The sequence below is a fragment of the Pseudoalteromonas sp. C12FD-1 genome (genome assembly GCF_037414265.1).
Taxonomy (GTDB): Bacteria; Pseudomonadota; Gammaproteobacteria; order Enterobacterales; family Alteromonadaceae; genus Pseudoalteromonas.
This window is the reverse complement of record NZ_JBBEVD010000071.1, coordinates 24,781-42,664: the sequence shown is the minus strand read 5'-3', so window position 1 is coordinate 42,664 and position 17,884 is coordinate 24,781. Positions and strand designations below refer to the sequence as shown.

Sequence of the window (17,884 nt, the reverse complement as noted above, 5' to 3'; positions counted from 1 at the left end):
CCCTTAAAAGGTAAACTTATTTATGCAGTGTAATTTAAGTCAGTACATTTGTTAATAGTTTGATACTAAAAACATTGGCTTTTTTAACTAATTAATATTAAAGGCTTAATTTAAAAGTTAGGTTTCAATTAATTTAAGCTTATCAGCCACGCCATTCCAACTATCGGCATCAGTGGGCGCTGGTTTTACTTCAACAATGCGTGGCCACACCAATGCAAGCTCAGCATTAAGCTCGGTAAACTCTTTTTGGTCTTCTGGCAGCTCGTCTTCTTGGTAAATTGCTTCAGCTGGGCACTCTGGTACGCATAATCCACAATCTATGCAATCAATAGGGCTTATTGCTAAAAAGTTAGGGCCTTCGTAAAAGGCATCTGCAGGGCACACCGCCACACAATCTGTGTATTTACACTTAATACAGTTTTCGGTGACCACAAACGCCATAATAGTTTAAACCTAGTAATTAATTATCTAAAGCGAGGATCATACCCAACCCCATTAAAAACACAATAAATATGTGCCATCTGCGGTCAATTTAACGTAATATATGCGCCCTTAATGTATAGCCATTACGTGCCCTACACTTCTTATTGTGAGCGGATACTATTACCGCTAAGACACCTAAAAGAGATAATAATGATACGTTTAACCGAAATAAAGCTGCCGCTTGATCATAACGAAGACGCTATAGGCCAAGCCATAGTTGATAAACTAAAAATACAGCCAGCGCAGCTACATAGCTACAATGTGTTTAAACGTGGGTACGATGCACGTAAAAAAACGGCTATTATGCTTATTTATACCCTTGATATTGAAGTAGATAACGAAGAGACGCTGTTAAACGCATTTGCAAAAGATCAGCACGTAAAACCAGCACCTGATACTTCATACAAATTTGTTGCCCACGCCCCCGCTAATCTTACTGAGCGCCCTGTAGTAATTGGCTTTGGCCCGTGTGGATTATTTGCGGGCTTAGTGCTGGCTCAAATGGGTTTTAATCCTATTATTTTAGAGCGCGGTAAAGAAGTACGTGAACGCACCAAAGACACCTTTGGCTTTTGGCGAAAACGTACCCTTAATACAGAGTCTAATGTGCAGTTTGGCGAGGGAGGCGCTGGTACATTTTCAGACGGTAAACTATACAGCCAAGTAAAAGATCCTAAACATTACGGGCGTAAAGTTATCACCGAATTTGTAGAAGCTGGCGCACCCAGTGAAATTTTATACGTAAGTAAACCACACATTGGTACATTTAAACTTGTTACCATGATTGAAAAAATGCGCGCGCGTATTATTGAACTTGGTGGCGAAATCCGCTTCAGTACCCGCGTAGACGATATTCATATAGATGATGGGCAAGTAACTGGTTTGACGCTTTCAAACGGTGAAACGCTAAATACCCGCCATGTAGTACTTGCTGTGGGACATAGCGCCCGTGATACCTTTAAAATGATTCACGATAAAGGCATTTATGTAGAGGCTAAACCGTTTTCTGTTGGCTTTAGAATCGAGCACAAGCAATCGATGATTGATGAGTGTCGTTTTGGGCCTAACGCGGGTAACCCCATTTTAGGCTCTGCTGATTATAAGCTTGTTCACCATTGTGATAACGGCCGCACAGTGTACAGCTTTTGTATGTGCCCAGGAGGTACTGTTGTAGCCGCCACCTCTGAGGAAGGCCGCGTAGTAACAAACGGTATGAGCCAGTACTCTCGTAGTGAGCGCAATGCAAATAGTGCCATTGTAGTAGGTATTACACCTGAAAAAGACTTCCCTGGTCACCCGCTTGCCGGCATTGACTTGCAACGTAAACTAGAAGAGCAAGCCTATGTATTAGGCGGTAGCAACTACGATGCACCAGCACAGTTAATTGGCGACTTTTTAAAAGGAAAAGCATCGGGAGATTTAGGTGATGTACAACCGTCGTTTACACCAGGAATAAAACTCACCGATTTAGCAAAAGTGCTTCCGCAGTTTGCTATCGATGCAATACGCGAAGCCATTCCAGCCTTTAATAAGCAAATTCGTGGTTTTTCTACAAACGACGGTTTATTAACAGGAGTAGAAACTCGAACATCTTCACCTATTAGTATCAAGCGCGATAGAAGCTTCCAAAGCATAAATACTAAAGGTTTATACCCAGCGGGTGAAGGCGCAGGCTACGCAGGCGGTATTTTATCTGCCGGTATTGATGGTATTAAAGCGGCTGAAGCCGTTGCACTTTCGATGATTGAAAACGCTTAAACCACTTTTTAAGTTGTTCAGCGAAAAACCTCACTTTGTGAGGTTTTTTTGTTTAAACCTTGGGTTACATTAAAGCATAAAAAAACCTGAGTAAACTCAGGTTTTTTATAGGTGCTAAAATTTGTAAACTTACTTTTTAAGGGTAAGTTTGGCGCCTTTTAAGCTTTTACGCACATTTGAAATACGTGAACGATTTACCGCACGTGCTTCGCCTGTTGCTTGGCCTGTTGGCTTATTAGTACGGCTACGACGTAAATGCGCTGGCTTTTTACCTATTTTATCAATAAGTACTTCACGGCTACTTACTTCATAGCCCTCTAAGTAAACACGCTTGATTTTTTGGCCAATTAACGACTCTATTTCAAATAAGGTGTTTTCTTCTTCGCGGCTTACAAACGAAATAGCTTGGCCTTGGTTGCCAGCACGACCTGTACGGCCAATGCGGTGAACGTAATCTTCTGCAAGCCACGGTAAATCAATATTAATGACTCGTGGTAAGCCTTCAATATCTATACCACGTGCAGCAACTTCGGTAGCCACTAAAACACGTACTTTGCCTTCTTTAAATTCACGAAGTGCACGTCGGCGGTTACCTTGCGATTTATCACCATGACATACGGTAGCAGGAATACCATCAAGGTTAAGCTCTTTAACCAGCTCATCCGCCGTTTCTTTCATGTTTACAAACACAAGTACCTGTTGCCAGTTCTTTTTACCAATAAGCTCAGAAAGTAGCTCTTGCTTACGTCGCTCTTCGACAGGGTAAACAACATGCTGTACCGTACTTGCTGTACTGTTGGTTTGATCAACACGAACAATTTCAGGCTGTTTTAGTACTTTTGCTGCAAACTGCTTAATAGCTGCGGGGAAGGTAGCCGAGAAAAGTAAAATTTGGCGCTGTTCATCACAGCTTTTAATTACACTTTGCATGTCTTCAATAAAGCCCATATCAAGCATACGGTCGGCTTCATCAAGTACTAAGTGTTTAACACTTGCTAGGCTTAAATTACCTAAACGAATATGATCAAGTAAACGCCCTGGGGTTGCAACTACAACATCTACGCCGTCTTTAAGTGCATTTGCTTGGCCTGCGGTATTAACACCGCCAAATAGGCTCACTACTTTTAAAGGAGTATGTTTTGCATAGGCTTTAAAGTTATTTGCTATTTGCTCTGCCAGCTCACGCGTTGGCGCAAGCACTAACGCGTGCGGAGCATTGCTTGTGCTTAGCTCAGATTCAACTAATTTTTGGATGATAGGTAAAGCAAACGCTGCCGTTTTACCCGTGCCGGTTTGGGCACTTGCTAAAACGTCTTTACCTTTACGAACAGCTGGAATAGCTGAACGCTGAATGGGCGTAAGGGTGTGGTAATTAAGTTCGTCTAACGCCTGAATAAGTTCAGGGGAAAAACTAAAAGATTTAAAATTCATGCTGTATAACCTGCGGCCACATTTATCAAGGGTCGCAAATTATACAGCAAAAATGAGAAAACAGTTAGTGAATCCTCATTATTAGAAAATTTAAGCTGATTTATAGCGCTTAAAAATCAAAGAAGTATTAATACCCCCAAATGCAAAATTATTACTCATTACATAATCGGTGTTAATTTCACGGCCTTGAGACTGAATGTAATCTAGTTCAGCGCAATCAGCATCTACCTCTGTTAAGTTTATTGTAGGCGCAAACCAATTATCCCTCATCATATTAATACTAGCCCATGCTTCAATTGCGCCACACGCGCCTAAAGTATGCCCTAAATAACTTTTTAAAGAGCTAATTGGTTTGGCACCTAAGGCGTTAAATGTTGCATGTGATTCAGCAATATCGCCTCTATCAGTTGAGGTTCCATGAGCATTAACATAACCTATTTTGTCGGCTGCTAAATTTGCATCTTGCAGTGCCATTTCAATAGCAATTTGCATGGTATCTGAAGATGGTTGAGTGACATGTTGGCCGTCTGAGTTACAGCCAAAACCAACAACCTCCGCTAATATATTTGCCCCTCTAGCTTTAGCATGTTCATACTCTTCAAGTATTAAGGTACCGGCGCCTTCACCAATAACTAAACCGTCACGGCTTTTATCAAATGGGCGTGGTGTATTTTTAGGGGTGTCATTTTTAATACTTGTCGCATAAAGCGTATCGAAAACTGCCGCTTCAGTAATACAAAGTTCTTCAGCTCCCCCTGCTACCATTACTTTTTGACGACCAAACTTAATTGCCTCATAAGCGTAGCCAATACCTTGGGAGCCAGATGTACATGCCGAACTTGTGGTTATTACCCGCCCTTTTATACCAAAAAAAACACCAACGTTAACTGGCGCAGTATGCGCCATCATTTGAATATAACTGGTCGCTGTAACACCAGACATTGAACCACTTTCCATCATATTGGCAAATGCGAGAAGCGGCGGAGTTGAGCCGGTGGATGAGCCATATGCTACACCGGTAGAGCCATCGGTAAGACTTTTATGGTCAAGTAAATCAGCTTGCTCAAGCGCACGCTCAGTTGCACGCGTTGACATCAGTGCCACTCGCCCCATTGAACGAATTTGCTTACGCTTATAATGGCTAGGCTTTTCAAAATGAGTGATTGGGGCAGCTAGCCGCGTATTAAGCCCATCAGCTTTCTCCCACTCATTCATAGTAACAACGGCATTTTCACCATTAATCAATGCGCTTTTAAATTCATCCCAATCATCACCTAATGCGGTTATAACCGACATCCCTGTAACTACAACACGTTTCATTACACCATCCCGCCGTTAACTGAAATAACTTGGCGAGTAATGTATGCAGCATCATCAGACATTAAAAATGCAACCGTGCCAGCAACTTCATTCACTGTACCCATACGTTTAAGCGGAATCATTTTCATCATATCATCAACAGGCAGATCATCAGTCATTGCTGTTTCAATTAATCCAGGAGCTACGCAATTAACTGTAATTTTTCGTTTAGCAAGTTCAAGCGACAGTGCTTTAGTTGCACCAATAATACCTGCTTTCGCTGCGCTGTAATTTACTTGTCCTCGGTTGCCCGCAATACCCGACACTGAAGCCATAGTAATAATGCGTCCACCTTTTCGAGTTTGTACCATGGGCATGACGGTTGGGTGCACAACATTATAAAAACCATCTAACCCCGTCCTAATTACGCTATCCCAATCATCACCCTGCATTGCAGGAAAAGCCATATCGTTGGTAATTCCGGCGTTACACACAACACCGTAGTAAGCACCGTTGTCTGTAATATCTTGTTCAATTTGTTGTTTTGCTGAAGCTCTATCACATACGTCAAACTGTAATAGTGTTGTACTTTGTCCTAGTGCGTGTATTTCTTCACAGGTTTGTTGTGCTTGCTCTAAACCATTTCTGCAATGAACTGCAATGTCATAGCCTTGAGTTGCAAGTTTAAGTGCAATAGCCTTGCCTATACCCCGGCTAGAACCGGTCACTAAAATTCTTTTTTTCATTGGTTTTCTCTTATAAATTTCAGCGGATTTTCTGGCTGAAATACATTTATTTTTGCATCACAAAGTATTTTTTTATTTTCAGTTATCTGGCATTCAAACACACTTAATCCAGATTCTTCTTGGTAAAGCTTTTGAACAAAAATAGTCAATGTGCTGCTTTTGTAAAATGTGGCCTGATGTGTTTTATATTTTCGAGTACCGATTAAAAAACCGATTTTAACAGCTTCATTAATATCCTTAGCTAAAGCCCCCGCATAAGCCGCAATAGACTGAGCCATATACTCAACACCAATGTAACTTGGCACTCCCTCAATTTGCTCACTATAAAAAGGGCTTTGAGGTGTAATAGTCACAGAGCAGGTTGCATTTTCGTCACTATAATCAACTAGCTGATCAATTAAAATCATAGGTGAATCATGAGGTACAACTTGCTCTATAGAATAATTATTCATTATGAGTACCTAAAATTAAACTTGCATTATTACCACCAAACGCAAATGAGTTTGATAAACAGTAATTTAATTTAGCCGTACTTGCATGCCTTATAATATTAACATCAGCCAGCTTATTTGTTTTTGTGGACTTATTATATGGCAAAGTAATGTCGCCACTTCCTCTGAGTAATAGCCAGCAGATCCCCGCTTCAATTGCGCCCGCAGCACCTAAAGTGTGCCCAGTTAAGTACTTACTGGAGCTAAGCGGTGTATTGTTGCCAAACACACTATTAATTGCAAGGGCTTCCATTTCGTCATTTTTAATTGTTGCTGTGCCGTGTGCATTTATATAGTCAATATCACTAGGTAATAAGTCAGCATCGTCCAGAGCTGCTTTCATTGCCGCTTTAGCACCTTTACCACTTGGATCTGGCGCCGAAATATGATGAGCATCAGAGCTTTCTCCTCCGCCTAAAAACATAACGCCATTATTTGTTGGCGCTTCTTTACTCATAACAAATAACGCAGCCCCCTCACCTATATTAATGCCATCTCTAGAATCACAAAAAGGCTTACATACGCTAGGGCTTAATGATGCTAGCGCATTAAATCCATTAATAGTAAGTTTACAAAGGCTGTCTACACCACCACAAACTACTATATCGGCTAAGTCGGCAGTCAGTAAGGCCTTAGCGCTAATGAGTGCTTTGGCACTTGATGTACACGCCGTAGAAATGCTATAGCATGGGCCTAATGCTCCTATTTTTTGGGCTATATAGTGAGCTGGTGTAGCAAGTTCTTGATCAACATATAAAAAATCACTTGGCCAATCACCTGTCCTATCGTGAGTCGCTCGAGCTCGTTCGCCATCATGCACACCTGACGTACTTGTACCTATTACAACAGCAACCCGCGATTTATCAATATGAGAAAAAGTTTTAAGTGTTGGGGATATTTGCTCAAACGCTAGATCAATTAAAGTATCAATACGGCGCTTGTTAGTTAGGGGAACTGAGTCAACATGGCCAACATAAAATGGCAGATTATCCGTACTTAAATCTTTAGTTTTTAAAAGCAGTGATGCCTCATTATTTTGTAAGTTATTTAAGCTATTAACTGTATCATTTAGGCCAATCCCCATGGCACTTACTATGCCTAAATCATTTAACCAAAAAGTCACTGGTTTACCTTCTCAAATGTAATTTGATAATGTCGTCCACTATTATTTAGGACCGTTTTATTATCGGTATAATCGATTAAAATAACCGAGCGGTTATCTTTTACTAAACGCCTTTGTACCCCAGTCTGCTCTATAAGCGCCCCAGATATTTTCTCATTAAGAAATGATATAGGCCAATGTACTAATGCGATGTCTGCCAATATATAAGCTGGGTCTATATCAACACCTACTATCATTTTAGAAACTGTTGGTGGCTGATTATTTAATTTCTCGAGCGTTAAAATAGGTAAGCCTTGTGTAGTCATTAACAATAAACTGATTGTACCCTGCTTGTTTATTTCTAATTGTGCTAATAACGTATGCTCTTTTTCGTTGTTTTTAATATATAAAACATGCTGCCAACTTTTATCAAACATTTGCTCTGGTACATGTGAAATATCAAGGGTAGTAGCTGCAAAAATATCAACACGCTCACTGCTTTTATACGTGCTACTACATGCTGTGACATAAACACACGCTAAAACTATAAAAGTACATCTGAGAAAGTAACTGATATGAGCCTCAATCACTGGGATTAATTTTGACATAGCTGCGCTAATACATTTAAGCGGCGCTCACTTTGAGCTACAAATGGGTTATTTTTATCCCATGCGTAACCCGCTAAAATAGCACTGATCATTTCACGTACCTGCGAGTTTTGTTCTGAATAGAAAATAACGTCTTGAAAACGACTATCGTACCAACCTTTGACAAAGGTTTTAAAACAATCAACCCCTGCCTGTAAAGGCTTGGCATAACATTCTTCAAAATCGACTACCTCTCCTTTTAAGTAATCATCAACAAGGGGGGCAATTAAATAAGCAGATTTTAGTGCAATAGTTACTCCAGATGAAAAAACCGGATCCAAAAACTCGCCCGCATTGCCTAATAAAGCAAAGTGCTTACCGTATAGTGTACTTACATTAGCTGAATAACCACTTATGCTTCGTGCCTGTGTGATAGGTTCGCGATTAACTAAAAGGTTTTTTAAATAAGGGTCTTGCTCTATAAACTGCTTTAAGGTGTCGGCTGCGCAACCATCATTAAACCGTGCTTGCTTTGCCACAACCCCAATGCTGGACGTGCCATCACTAAAGGGGATGAGCCAATACCACACATCATTAAATTTAGGGTGAACGGTTATTAAAATTTTATTCCTATCAAATAATTCGTCAGTAATCCCATCTTTAAAATGACTAAAATAAGCACTACGCACAGGAAAAGTAGAAGGTTTTTCTAAATTTAAAAGTTTTGGTAAAACTCGGCCAAAGCCGCTCGCATCGAGTACGAACTTAGCTTTTACGTTATATGTCTGCTTATTATTTTTTTGCACATGTAACGTTGCACCAAACGCTTCATCAGTAAAATCAATAACACTATGCTGATAGCGAACTTCAACTCCGTGTTCTTGTGCTTTATCAGCAAGCAGCTTGTCAAAATCAGCCCTTTTAACTTGAAACGTAGTACCGGGGCCTGGGCTAAATTTTTCAGTAAAATTTATAGCAGTATTTTGACCATCACGATGAAACGCCGCACCATTTTTAAATTGAAAGCCGAGCTCTTCTGCGTTCTCATGTATTATGCTAACTAGCTTAGCTTCTGCTAAATATTCCATGCATTGAGGTAATAAACTTTCACCAATCGAAAAGCGAGGAAACACTTGCTGCTCAAGCATTAACACTTTCCAGCCCTTTTGCACTAATAAGCTACTAGCAAGAGCACCTGAAGGCCCTGCTCCTATAACTACAACATCGTACTGCTCAAAGTTATTCAACTTATTATTCCTTTTGAGACTTTAATACACTTAATGGAGATAAAAAATATACCGTTAAAATCCCTACCATAACAGTAAGGCCAAAACTAAATATCGCGGGTGTATTCGAAAAGGCGAGCATGCCAAATACACACATTGAAGAAGCAGCCGACAAGCTGATCGCTAACACATTAACAGCTGTAAGTTTGTTTATTTGATAAAAGACTAAATAATCTATCGCCAAACCAACAATGAGTAAGCCTCCTAACAAATTAAAAATTGAAATACTTCCTTGCACCATATTACAAACCCAAAGCATACCCAACACACTGGCACTTATCGTTACCACCTGTACACTGGCAATCCGAAAGCCAAACTTGTAGCTAAATAAAACAAAACAAACAGCAATGGCAATGGCCAATGTAAATAATAAATACTGGCTATAGTTATCAAGTAGGTTACTAATTTGCTTTGGCTTGTTATATATAAATGTGTCTTTATAGTCACTGACACGCAAAGCAACCTCTTCCTGTGGTATGCCAGATACAGAAAACCAAGTAGCGGCGATATTTGGTTCAACGAACATTTGTGTGCTTAAAAGAGTTGAAAAATGACTATTTATTAAAGCATCATAGTTCAGTAGTTTTGTCTTAGCTAACTCAACTTTTACACCTGTATATGTTTCGGTAGTAGTAAATACATCCTTTTTAATTGCTTGATTAAAAATAATTAAATTATTTTGTTGCGCTTTTTCGCTTGGCAGCCAACGGCTAATGCCATTGTGTTTAAGATCCGGATAAGCTCTTTTAAAATCATCAATTAACAGTTCTTGTTTTTGCAGTAATTGTTCAGCATTTTGGGCAAACAAAAATACAATTTGGCTATTTAATTGCCCCATTAAATTTAAATGTTTTTCTTCATTTAGCATTAGTTGCTGTGAGCTTGCACTTAATAAACGCACATCGCTATTAAATGTAATTGGCTTAACATAAAATAAAAATATTAACGTTAAACCCAATACAAAAAAAACTAATTGCTTATAACGATTAAAATGCTCCATTAAACAAACTAGTTGCTGGCTTTTAATCAAACTAAATTCTGAGAGCTTAAGCTTAGATTGCCAGGTAGGTATAATTATCAAAGTAAATAACCATGCACTCGCAAGTCCAGCAATTACAAACACCGCTACTTGCGATAAAAGTGAAATTGGCGCACCTAACAAACAGCTATAGCCCAAGCTCGTTGTAATAAAAGATAAAAGTAGCGCTGTTTTTGTGCCCTTAGTTAACCTACCACTTTTGTACAAACTATTGCCATACGCTAAATCTGCCATTGCATGAAATGCATAATCAATAGCTATACCTATTAATGTTACTGCAAAAACAAGTGTTAATAAGTGGATAGTATTAAAGAGAAACACCATAGCCACAGCACCACCTGCAAGTGCACTTAGCACAGTTAAGCTTGCAAGCAAGATACTACTTACTTTTCTAAACACCCAAAAAACCATTAAAAGTAATGCTAAAATACTAAGCCCACCAAATAGGCTCATTTCATATTTAGCTTGCTGAGCATTTTCTGCAGTATGAAAAAGCGCTCCTGAATAACTAATAATCGTTTGAGGGAATGCAATTTTTAAGCTTTCGACCTTGTTTTTAATGTTGCTAGCAAGGTTAATCGACTCTTCAATTGAGAGGCCATCATCAGGAATTGTCGCTAATAAAACGACGTAATCTAATTGGTTAAAACTGCGGGTTAACCGCCCATCTTTTAAAGAAAAAAGCTGACTTTGCTTTAAACTATCGCCTATGAATGCTGCTAAGCTCAAGCTGATATCAGCTTTTATCGTGGCACTTACGAATGGGTTTCCTAATTGGTTTAATTGAGTAAGGTAGAATGACTCAAATCGCGTTTTATCAGCAATTCTATATTTATAATTGTCACTAAGTAATGCATATTTATAAGGAGAAAATACTGCTGTTAATTGCTCAATACTTGGCAGCTCAAAGCTACTATTAATATTGTGTGTTGAAAGCCATGATTTGAGTTCATCGTGCGCTAAATTTTTATCATTACCAGTGAATGAAAACATTATCCGGTTAGCGTTTTGTTTAAAAAACGCCTCTTCGCCATAAGCTAATTTAGAATGTGATTTTGGTAATAAACTAAACATATCAGCATTTAGTTCAGGCTTAGTAATATACAAAGCCGTACAAAGCAAAGTTGCTAATAAGCTAAACCATATAAAAAGTACACTTAAGCGTTTAATCACATCACCCTTCTACTGGTTACTTACATATTTCAATTATTAGACGTATTTGCATACGAAAAATCTATTTGGGTACTGCTACCTGAGTGTTCATTTAGGGTTACACTTTCTACACGCTCATTATTTTCACAGAGTATAAAATGACTAAACAACTGTTTTAACATTGCATCTTTTGGCTTTAATAATAAACAATCCCCTTGATTTGATACATCAAAACGCGTACGCAAGGCTTCCATATTTAGTGCAAGTAAATCAGTTAGTAAACCTACAAACTGTTCACTACCTGGTTGATGAGTAAGCTCACCCCCTTTGTTCTTAACAAATACCTGGCCATCCTCTATTAGCAATGTACTTTGCGCCGGTGTTTTTACATGCCAAAGCAGCTTTTCACCCTCAAGTGTAAACTCCCCTTTGGAGATGAATGGTTTAGAGAAGCCGGAAAAATACTTTAATTGTTTAAACTCACCCGATACAGACGGTGTAGCTAATAAGCTTGTACTAAAAAAAACAAAATAAAAACAACTAACAAACACACAATTTTTTAAATAATTCATAGCATCATCCAATATTAGCTAAGTACTTTCGCGAGCTTACTAATTATCACTGCCGGTGAGGCAAACTGCATTTCTTTACTTGTTATTTCGACAGCAACTTGAGTGGTAGTAGCCTTAGTAATTCGCTTATTAGTTAAGGCATCTGTAATTACATAATCAATTTTTAATCGATTTTCAAACTCTTTTAAATACGCAACCACTTTTATTTTTTGTGTAAATACAGCAGATGCCACGTATTTAATTTGCATATCCACTATTGGCCACGCATAGCCCGACTCCATCATTTGAGGATAGTCGTAGTCAAATAATCGTAGTAACTCACAGCGAGCCACCTCTAAGTAGCGAGGGTAATTACCATGCCATACCACATTCATCGGGTCGCAGTCATGAAATGGAATTTCAATTTCCACTTCATGTGTTAGCAAAGCGCCTTTACTATTCATATAAAGCCCAGCGTTTTTCTTGAATATAACTAATGGTTTGTCTAAGTACCGCTTCCATTGGCCTATCTTCAGTTAGGTTTTCGAAATAATGGGTTATGTCAGTATACATAGCTTGCATATCTGCAGTTAAACTTGAAAATTCAAGTTCGCCTTGTTTAATACGCAGCCTCACCGCTTGAATACTTGCAAGTAACGTACTTGCAATAACCTGCTCTGTAAGCTGCAAAATACGTAAACAATCACGAGCTGCAATAGTCCCCATACTTACTTTATCTTGATTATGGCACTCAGTGGAGCGAGAAAATACACTTGCAGGCATCGTTAGTTTAAGCGCTTCAGCAGTATAGGCACTGGCGCCTATTTGCACGGCTTTAAAGCCATGATTTATGTAACGACGTTCAGCCTCACTGTCTGATAAATTTGAAGGTAAGCCATTATTAAATTTAGTATCGACCAATGAAGCAATTTGCCTATCAGCTAAATCGGCTAAATTCGCAATTGCCGTTTTCATACTATCCATAGTCATTGCAATGTGACCGCCATAAAAATGCCCCCCATGAAGTACATGCTCACCTTCGCCATCAATAATGGGATTATCGTTTGCAGAATTAAGCTCGTTTTCTATCATCTGCCTGAAAAATGGCAAACTATCTTGCAATACACCAATAACATGCGGTGCACAGCGAATCGAGTACCTATCTTGCAGTCTATCAGCGTTACGAGGATGGTCATGATGGTTTAAATCATCTCTTATCCATTTAGCAACTTGTTGTTGTCCTGGATGAGGCTTAACGGAGAATAAAATTTCATCAAAGTGATGACTATTACCTTTGAGAGCAAGGCTAGACAATGCAGTAATCCTACTTGCAAGTTTTGCTAAGTAATTGGCTCTATCAAACGCTAAACACGCAAGCGCGGTCATCACAGCTGTACCATTCATAACTGCAAGCCCCTCTTTTGGGCGAAGCGTTAAAGGCTTTAAACCAGCCGCTTGCATTACCTGTGCGCTGTTAAGTATTTTATCTTTGTAAAAAACATCACGTTCACCAACCATAGCACCCGCTACATACGATAGTGGCGTTAAATCACCGCTAGCGCCTACCGACCCTTCTTGAGGAATAACAGGCACTATATCAAGGTTTAAATAGTCTTTGAGAAGATTAAGCATTTCCCAGCTTACGCCAGAATAGCCTTGTGAAAGTGATGCTAAGCGCGTAGCTAAAATTGCACGCCCTTGTACTTTATTAAACACATCGCCTAGTCCACACCCATGAAAACGCGTTAAATGTAATGGCAGCTCATCAACTAAGTTAAGTGGCACAGGAACCGTGACTGAGTCACCATAGCCTGTAGTTACCCCATAAATCACACCATCCTCTTTGAGTAGAGAGTCTAAAAAGCTAAGCGCGCTATCAATTTTTGCGCTAAATTGCTCGCAGCCACTTAATTGCACCTGAGTATTTTGATGTGCAATATTAACAATATCTTCAATAGAAAGTTGTTGGTTTCCAAAAAGCTGTACTTCCTGAGCTGACACTCTAGTTCTCCTTTGCATTGCTGCGTTCTACTTGCTGATCGTTTTGCCAAAAATCATAAAAATTAAACCACTGATAAGGATATCGCGCGGCATAAAAGCCTAAACGTGCAGAAAAATCTGTAATTACAGTGGTTAATAGACCTTGCCTTTGTGAGCGGGGTATTTTTAATGTTTGGCTATAATGTTCAAAAATCACATGATACTTTTTTGTTTTTTTATCTTTTAAGCAAAATAAAAAGTAAACGGGGCAATCTAATAATGCAGCTAATATAAAAGGCCCTTGAGAAAAATATGCAGGCTTACCTAAAAACTCAACACGTGTTGATCGCTCACCCGTGGTAGCGCTTGTTCTATCACCAACAATAACGACTATTTCACCCTGCTCTACTTTATCTTTTAATAAAATAGCTAGATCAGGCCCCATATCGCTCACTTGAATTAAGTTAACCGACACCGCAGGGTTAATTTTTTTAAGCATTTTATTAAATTCAACAGCGTGATGAGTAAATACAAGCACATTAATTTTTTTACTGCTGCGATGCTGGCTCAGTGCTCTACATACCTCAAGGTTACCCAAGTGAGAGCCAATAAAAATGGCCCCTTGCTGTTGCTCATTTAAATCAATAAACAGCTGTTCATTAGTATATTGGATATCCTTTTTTGAAATTCGACCAAGCCAACCATCAATTTTATCAAGGGCGCTATCGGCAAAACTACAAAAATGCATAAGCTGTTGTTTAAAAGTTACTTTGCATGCCAAATTATTGTGTTTGTTAACTTGAGTTAAAAACTGCTTAGAAGCCGCGCGTGCAACTTTACCAGTTATAAACAAATAGCAAACAACCGGGAACAAAATAACCCAAAGCCCTTTACGACCAAATACTTTATAGGCAAATAGTAATATTTGTATACCTAAAAAGTTACCTCGCTCTTGCATTTTAGACCAATGTTTAACGGTCATAACGTCTCTTATATTTATGCCATAGTAAAACAGGTGAACGAAGCAGCATGCCAAAAAATAAACGCGTATGTAACCACGAAATACGCACATTATCTTGAAGTGGCTGAAAGTGTGACAAGCCATTTTCTGGGTAAATAACCTGGCTTGGTAAAAAAACAAATGGAACGTTGCGCCAATATAGCCTAACCAGTATTTCAGGATCAAAGTCCATACGCTTACCGAGCTTAACCTCACTTATAAGCTTATTAGTCACATTTAAGGGGTAGACTCTAAAACCACACATTGAGTCCACAATTTTAAAACTGAGCGTTTCTATCCATACCCACACATGGGTTAAATAACGTGCTAAGTAGCGGTGCTTAGGGACCGATTCATCATACACTGGGCAACAACTAACTAATGCCTGTGGATGTGTATTTGAAAGCTCAATCAACTTTTTGATATCTGATAAATTATGTTGCCCATCTGCATCTACTTGTATTGCATGGCTATAACCTTGCTCATACGCGCAGCGCAATCCTGTCTGTACCGCACCGCCTTTACCTTCGTTGTGCTCATGCGATATAAGAGTGAGGTGAGCATATTTTTTCTCAAGAGTAGCAAAAAGAGATTTAGCCTGCACACTACTGGCATCATCAACCATTATTATTGGCAGCGTATACTCAGTTAACGTTGCAAGTACTTCATCAATAACACTTACATGATTAAAATTAGGTATAACAATACAAAAATTATTCATCTGTATCACTTTTAAACACTATACGCCCAGAGGCGTGTTGCCCTTTATCTGATTGATACGAAAAGCCATACTTACCGCCAGGCTTTTCTTCTACCGTTAATTTAATTGTTAGACCAGGGGTAATAACAACCTGAAACTTAAGCACTTCAATATCTTTTACTTCACGTTTAACATTAAAGTATTTTCGCACGGCATCTACGGCCCAATCGAGCTGCACTACACCTGCTAAAATAGGACCTTGACTAAAGTGACCTTTAAAATAATCTAAACTTGGCGGTATAAAAAGCGTTAGGCAATGGCTCTGTGTTGACGATACACAGTTAACAAGTTCAGGCTTTGTGTTAATCAGCTTTGACAAAAAGAGACTCCAATACTTTTAAATTTATTTTAGCCTGCGTGTTGTAGGGTAATTGATTTATAAAACGCCATTTTTTAGGCGTGCAGATCCCTTCAAAACGATTCAATGTATGTGTTTTTAAAAGCGTATTAGTTGCTAACTTTCCATTGGCGTTTAAATATGCTTGTCCTTTATGTGTAAGCACTATAACAGCGCCTAATACTAAACGTTTCCCATTTAGCGTTATTACTTTAGCCTCCTGTACCCACTCACTTTTGCATAAATGTAGCTCTAGTTCGTCAAGGCTTAAGCGTTTTTCTTCAAGCTTTATAATACGGTCAAAACGACCTAGTAATTCAAATTGGCCATTTTGAAATAAAGTACCTCGGTCATCTAATAAATAGTTTGTTTGCTCAACTAAAGGCGAATTCAACACTAATCGTTGTTCAGAGGTACTGTGTAATGTGATCCCTAAAAATGGCTGCCAATGACTAACGTTCTTTAAAGACACAACCTGACGATATGCAATTCCGCCAGTTTCGGTGCTGCCAAATACTTGAGTAATGGGTTTATTTAGCTGTTTATTTAAAGTAACAGCGTCTTCATTTTGAAGCGGCCCACCGGATGAAAAAATCCACTGTAAATGTGACTTTTCTTCTATTAAAACGTTATCTTGATGCAGCCGCTTTAGCTGTGCCGGACTGGATATAAACACGGCCTGTGTAATTGTTTTAAGTTTAGTAGCAATATGCTCGGGGTAGTTAAGCAAGTCTGTATCAATTATATGGTTATTGCTAAGCGGCCATAACACTCTAAATAACAAACCGTAAATATGCTGATGCGAAACACTAGCAATAAATACAGGGTTACATTTTAAAGCAAACGTGCTATTGAGCGTTTTTATCTCTTTATTAAGCACTCGCCACGATTTAAAAATAGGCTTAGCTTGACCTGAAGAGCCAGAAGTATAAAAAACAAGGTTACCTTCACTCGGCCAAGCAATTTTATTAAGCGGTGTGTAGTTAGGTGTAGTTGTTAAGTTACCAATATTTTCAAATGGCGTAGTCGCATGTTCTACTAAATCACTATCGCCCAAATAGTAAGGGGTTTGCTCCAAAAGCGCATTGAGTGTTTCGCTTTGACCATTAGGCGGTAAAATTATAGTCCAGCCTTTATGCGCCAATGCAAAAAGGTTTACAGCAAAATCATAACTATTAATGTTAAAAAGCACTGCCGATGCTTTAGTAGGCAATTGCGGAATTTTAGCCAAAACTTGATTAATATCATTAACAAATTGACGCTCAGATAACGCTGAGCCGTTATGATTAAATCGAATATTTATGCTTGCATTATCTAAAGAATTAAACACCTGCATTCCTTTTTACTTTTTTCCTTACTAACCACTCCACTGCAAATAAAACCCCCATAATAATGTATGCAATAAAACCGTTATAAAATGCCCACACATCAAGACTTGTAAACACACTAGTGTATAACGCTATACTGGCGTTAAAAACAAAAAAAATGCACCATATTTTTGTTACATTTTTAGTGTACGAAATAGCTCTTTTATCAAGCTTTGGTTCAGTAATACGCGCAAACGTTTCTATGACACTTGGACCTTTATAAAGCGAGTAAGCAAAAACAAAAAACATAACAGAATTTACAATAACCGGATAAAGCCGAATACCAAAATCACTGCCCATAGTTTTTGATAAGCCAATAGCTAAAATTCCAAGTAATGAGGCTGGCTTTATCCATGGCATTTTAGCTAATAGAGGTTTGCTTAACCAAAGCCTTATTATTAACAGTGTTAATAAAATCACAGTGAGTAAATAACTGTTGAAACGTGTCAGCCCTATATAAACAATGACAGGGTAACAGGTTAAAAAAATCATTATTAACGCTGTTAAAAATGCCT

18 protein-coding genes are annotated in these 17,884 nt (G+C 38.7%); 1 reads left to right on the top strand and 17 read right to left on the bottom strand.

Annotated features, from left to right (window positions below; translation table 11 throughout):
* Positions 1-117: 117 nt before the first annotated feature.
* Complete coding sequence (gene fdxA, locus WDB87_RS12560; RefSeq protein WP_055019086.1) at positions 118-441, bottom strand: ferredoxin FdxA; 324 nt, start codon at positions 439-441, stop codon at positions 118-120.
* Between the two features lie 192 nt (positions 442-633).
* Between fdxA and WDB87_RS12555 the strand changes: the two genes are divergently transcribed.
* Positions 634-2,241 (top strand): NAD(P)/FAD-dependent oxidoreductase, encoded by a 1,608-nt coding sequence (locus WDB87_RS12555; RefSeq protein WP_337850027.1) that lies wholly within the window; start codon positions 634-636, stop codon positions 2,239-2,241.
* Positions 2,242-2,370: 129 nt separating this feature from the next.
* Here the strand turns inward: WDB87_RS12555 and WDB87_RS12550 are convergent, their stop codons facing one another.
* The 16 genes from WDB87_RS12550 to WDB87_RS12475 all read right to left on the bottom strand — a co-directional run bounded on the left by WDB87_RS12550 (position 2,371) and on the right by WDB87_RS12475 (position 17,861).
* Complete coding sequence (locus WDB87_RS12550) at positions 2,371-3,672, bottom strand: DEAD/DEAH box helicase (protein ID WP_286247943.1); 1,302 nt, start codon at positions 3,670-3,672, stop codon at positions 2,371-2,373.
* Between the two features lie 90 nt (positions 3,673-3,762).
* Complete coding sequence (locus tag WDB87_RS12545; RefSeq protein ID WP_286247941.1) at positions 3,763-4,992, bottom strand: beta-ketoacyl-ACP synthase; 1,230 nt, start codon at positions 4,990-4,992, stop codon at positions 3,763-3,765.
* Positions 4,992-5,717 (bottom strand): 3-oxoacyl-ACP reductase FabG, encoded by a 726-nt coding sequence (fabG, locus tag WDB87_RS12540; protein WP_337850026.1) that lies wholly within the window; start codon positions 5,715-5,717, stop codon positions 4,992-4,994. Before fabG ends, WDB87_RS12545 begins: the two co-directional genes overlap by 1 nt.
* Positions 5,714-6,169: a hotdog family protein gene (locus tag WDB87_RS12535; protein ID WP_286247936.1), complete on the bottom strand. Its 456-nt coding sequence runs from the start codon at positions 6,167-6,169 to the stop codon at positions 5,714-5,716. Before WDB87_RS12535 ends, fabG begins: the two co-directional genes overlap by 4 nt.
* Complete coding sequence (locus WDB87_RS12530) at positions 6,162-7,331, bottom strand: beta-ketoacyl-ACP synthase (RefSeq protein ID WP_286247934.1); 1,170 nt, start codon at positions 7,329-7,331, stop codon at positions 6,162-6,164. Before WDB87_RS12530 ends, WDB87_RS12535 begins: the two co-directional genes overlap by 8 nt.
* Positions 7,328-7,918, bottom strand: coding sequence for a DUF3261 domain-containing protein (locus WDB87_RS12525; RefSeq protein WP_286247932.1), 591 nt, complete (start codon positions 7,916-7,918; stop codon positions 7,328-7,330). Before WDB87_RS12525 ends, WDB87_RS12530 begins: the two co-directional genes overlap by 4 nt.
* On the bottom strand, positions 7,906-9,144 hold the full coding sequence (locus WDB87_RS12520) for an NAD(P)/FAD-dependent oxidoreductase (RefSeq protein ID WP_286247931.1): 1,239 nt from the start codon (positions 9,142-9,144) through the stop codon (positions 7,906-7,908). Before WDB87_RS12520 ends, WDB87_RS12525 begins: the two co-directional genes overlap by 13 nt.
* A gap of 4 nt (positions 9,145-9,148) precedes the next feature.
* The gene (locus WDB87_RS12515) at positions 9,149-11,395 is read right to left on the bottom strand and encodes a transporter (protein WP_337850025.1); all 2,247 of its coding nucleotides are present in this window, start codon (positions 11,393-11,395) and stop codon (positions 9,149-9,151) included.
* A gap of 29 nt (positions 11,396-11,424) precedes the next feature.
* Complete coding sequence (locus tag WDB87_RS12510) at positions 11,425-11,946, bottom strand: outer membrane lipoprotein carrier protein LolA (protein ID WP_286247928.1); 522 nt, start codon at positions 11,944-11,946, stop codon at positions 11,425-11,427.
* Between the two features lie 14 nt (positions 11,947-11,960).
* Positions 11,961-12,389: an acyl-CoA thioesterase gene (locus WDB87_RS12505; RefSeq protein ID WP_286247925.1), complete on the bottom strand. Its 429-nt coding sequence runs from the start codon at positions 12,387-12,389 to the stop codon at positions 11,961-11,963.
* Positions 12,382-13,944, bottom strand: a complete 1,563-nt coding sequence (locus WDB87_RS12500) for an HAL/PAL/TAL family ammonia-lyase (RefSeq protein WP_374761408.1) — start codon at positions 13,942-13,944, stop codon at positions 12,382-12,384. Before WDB87_RS12500 ends, WDB87_RS12505 begins: the two co-directional genes overlap by 8 nt.
* Positions 13,928-14,887: an LpxL/LpxP family acyltransferase gene (locus tag WDB87_RS12495; RefSeq protein ID WP_286247919.1), complete on the bottom strand. Its 960-nt coding sequence runs from the start codon at positions 14,885-14,887 to the stop codon at positions 13,928-13,930. The genes WDB87_RS12500 and WDB87_RS12495 overlap by 17 nt, the downstream gene beginning before the upstream one ends.
* The gene (locus WDB87_RS12490) at positions 14,877-15,626 is read right to left on the bottom strand and encodes a glycosyltransferase family 2 protein (RefSeq protein WP_286247917.1); all 750 of its coding nucleotides are present in this window, start codon (positions 15,624-15,626) and stop codon (positions 14,877-14,879) included. Before WDB87_RS12490 ends, WDB87_RS12495 begins: the two co-directional genes overlap by 11 nt.
* Positions 15,619-15,984: an ApeI family dehydratase gene (locus WDB87_RS12485; RefSeq protein ID WP_029771994.1), complete on the bottom strand. Its 366-nt coding sequence runs from the start codon at positions 15,982-15,984 to the stop codon at positions 15,619-15,621. Before WDB87_RS12485 ends, WDB87_RS12490 begins: the two co-directional genes overlap by 8 nt.
* Entirely contained in the window at positions 15,968-17,338 is a 1,371-nt protein-coding gene (locus WDB87_RS12480; protein WP_286247914.1) for an AMP-binding protein, read from the bottom strand. The genes WDB87_RS12485 and WDB87_RS12480 overlap by 17 nt, the downstream gene beginning before the upstream one ends.
* A complete protein-coding gene (locus WDB87_RS12475; protein WP_286247911.1) occupies positions 17,325-17,861 on the bottom strand; it encodes a hypothetical protein in 537 nt (178 codons plus the stop codon). The genes WDB87_RS12480 and WDB87_RS12475 overlap by 14 nt, the downstream gene beginning before the upstream one ends.
* Between the last annotated feature and the right edge of the window lie 23 nt (positions 17,862-17,884).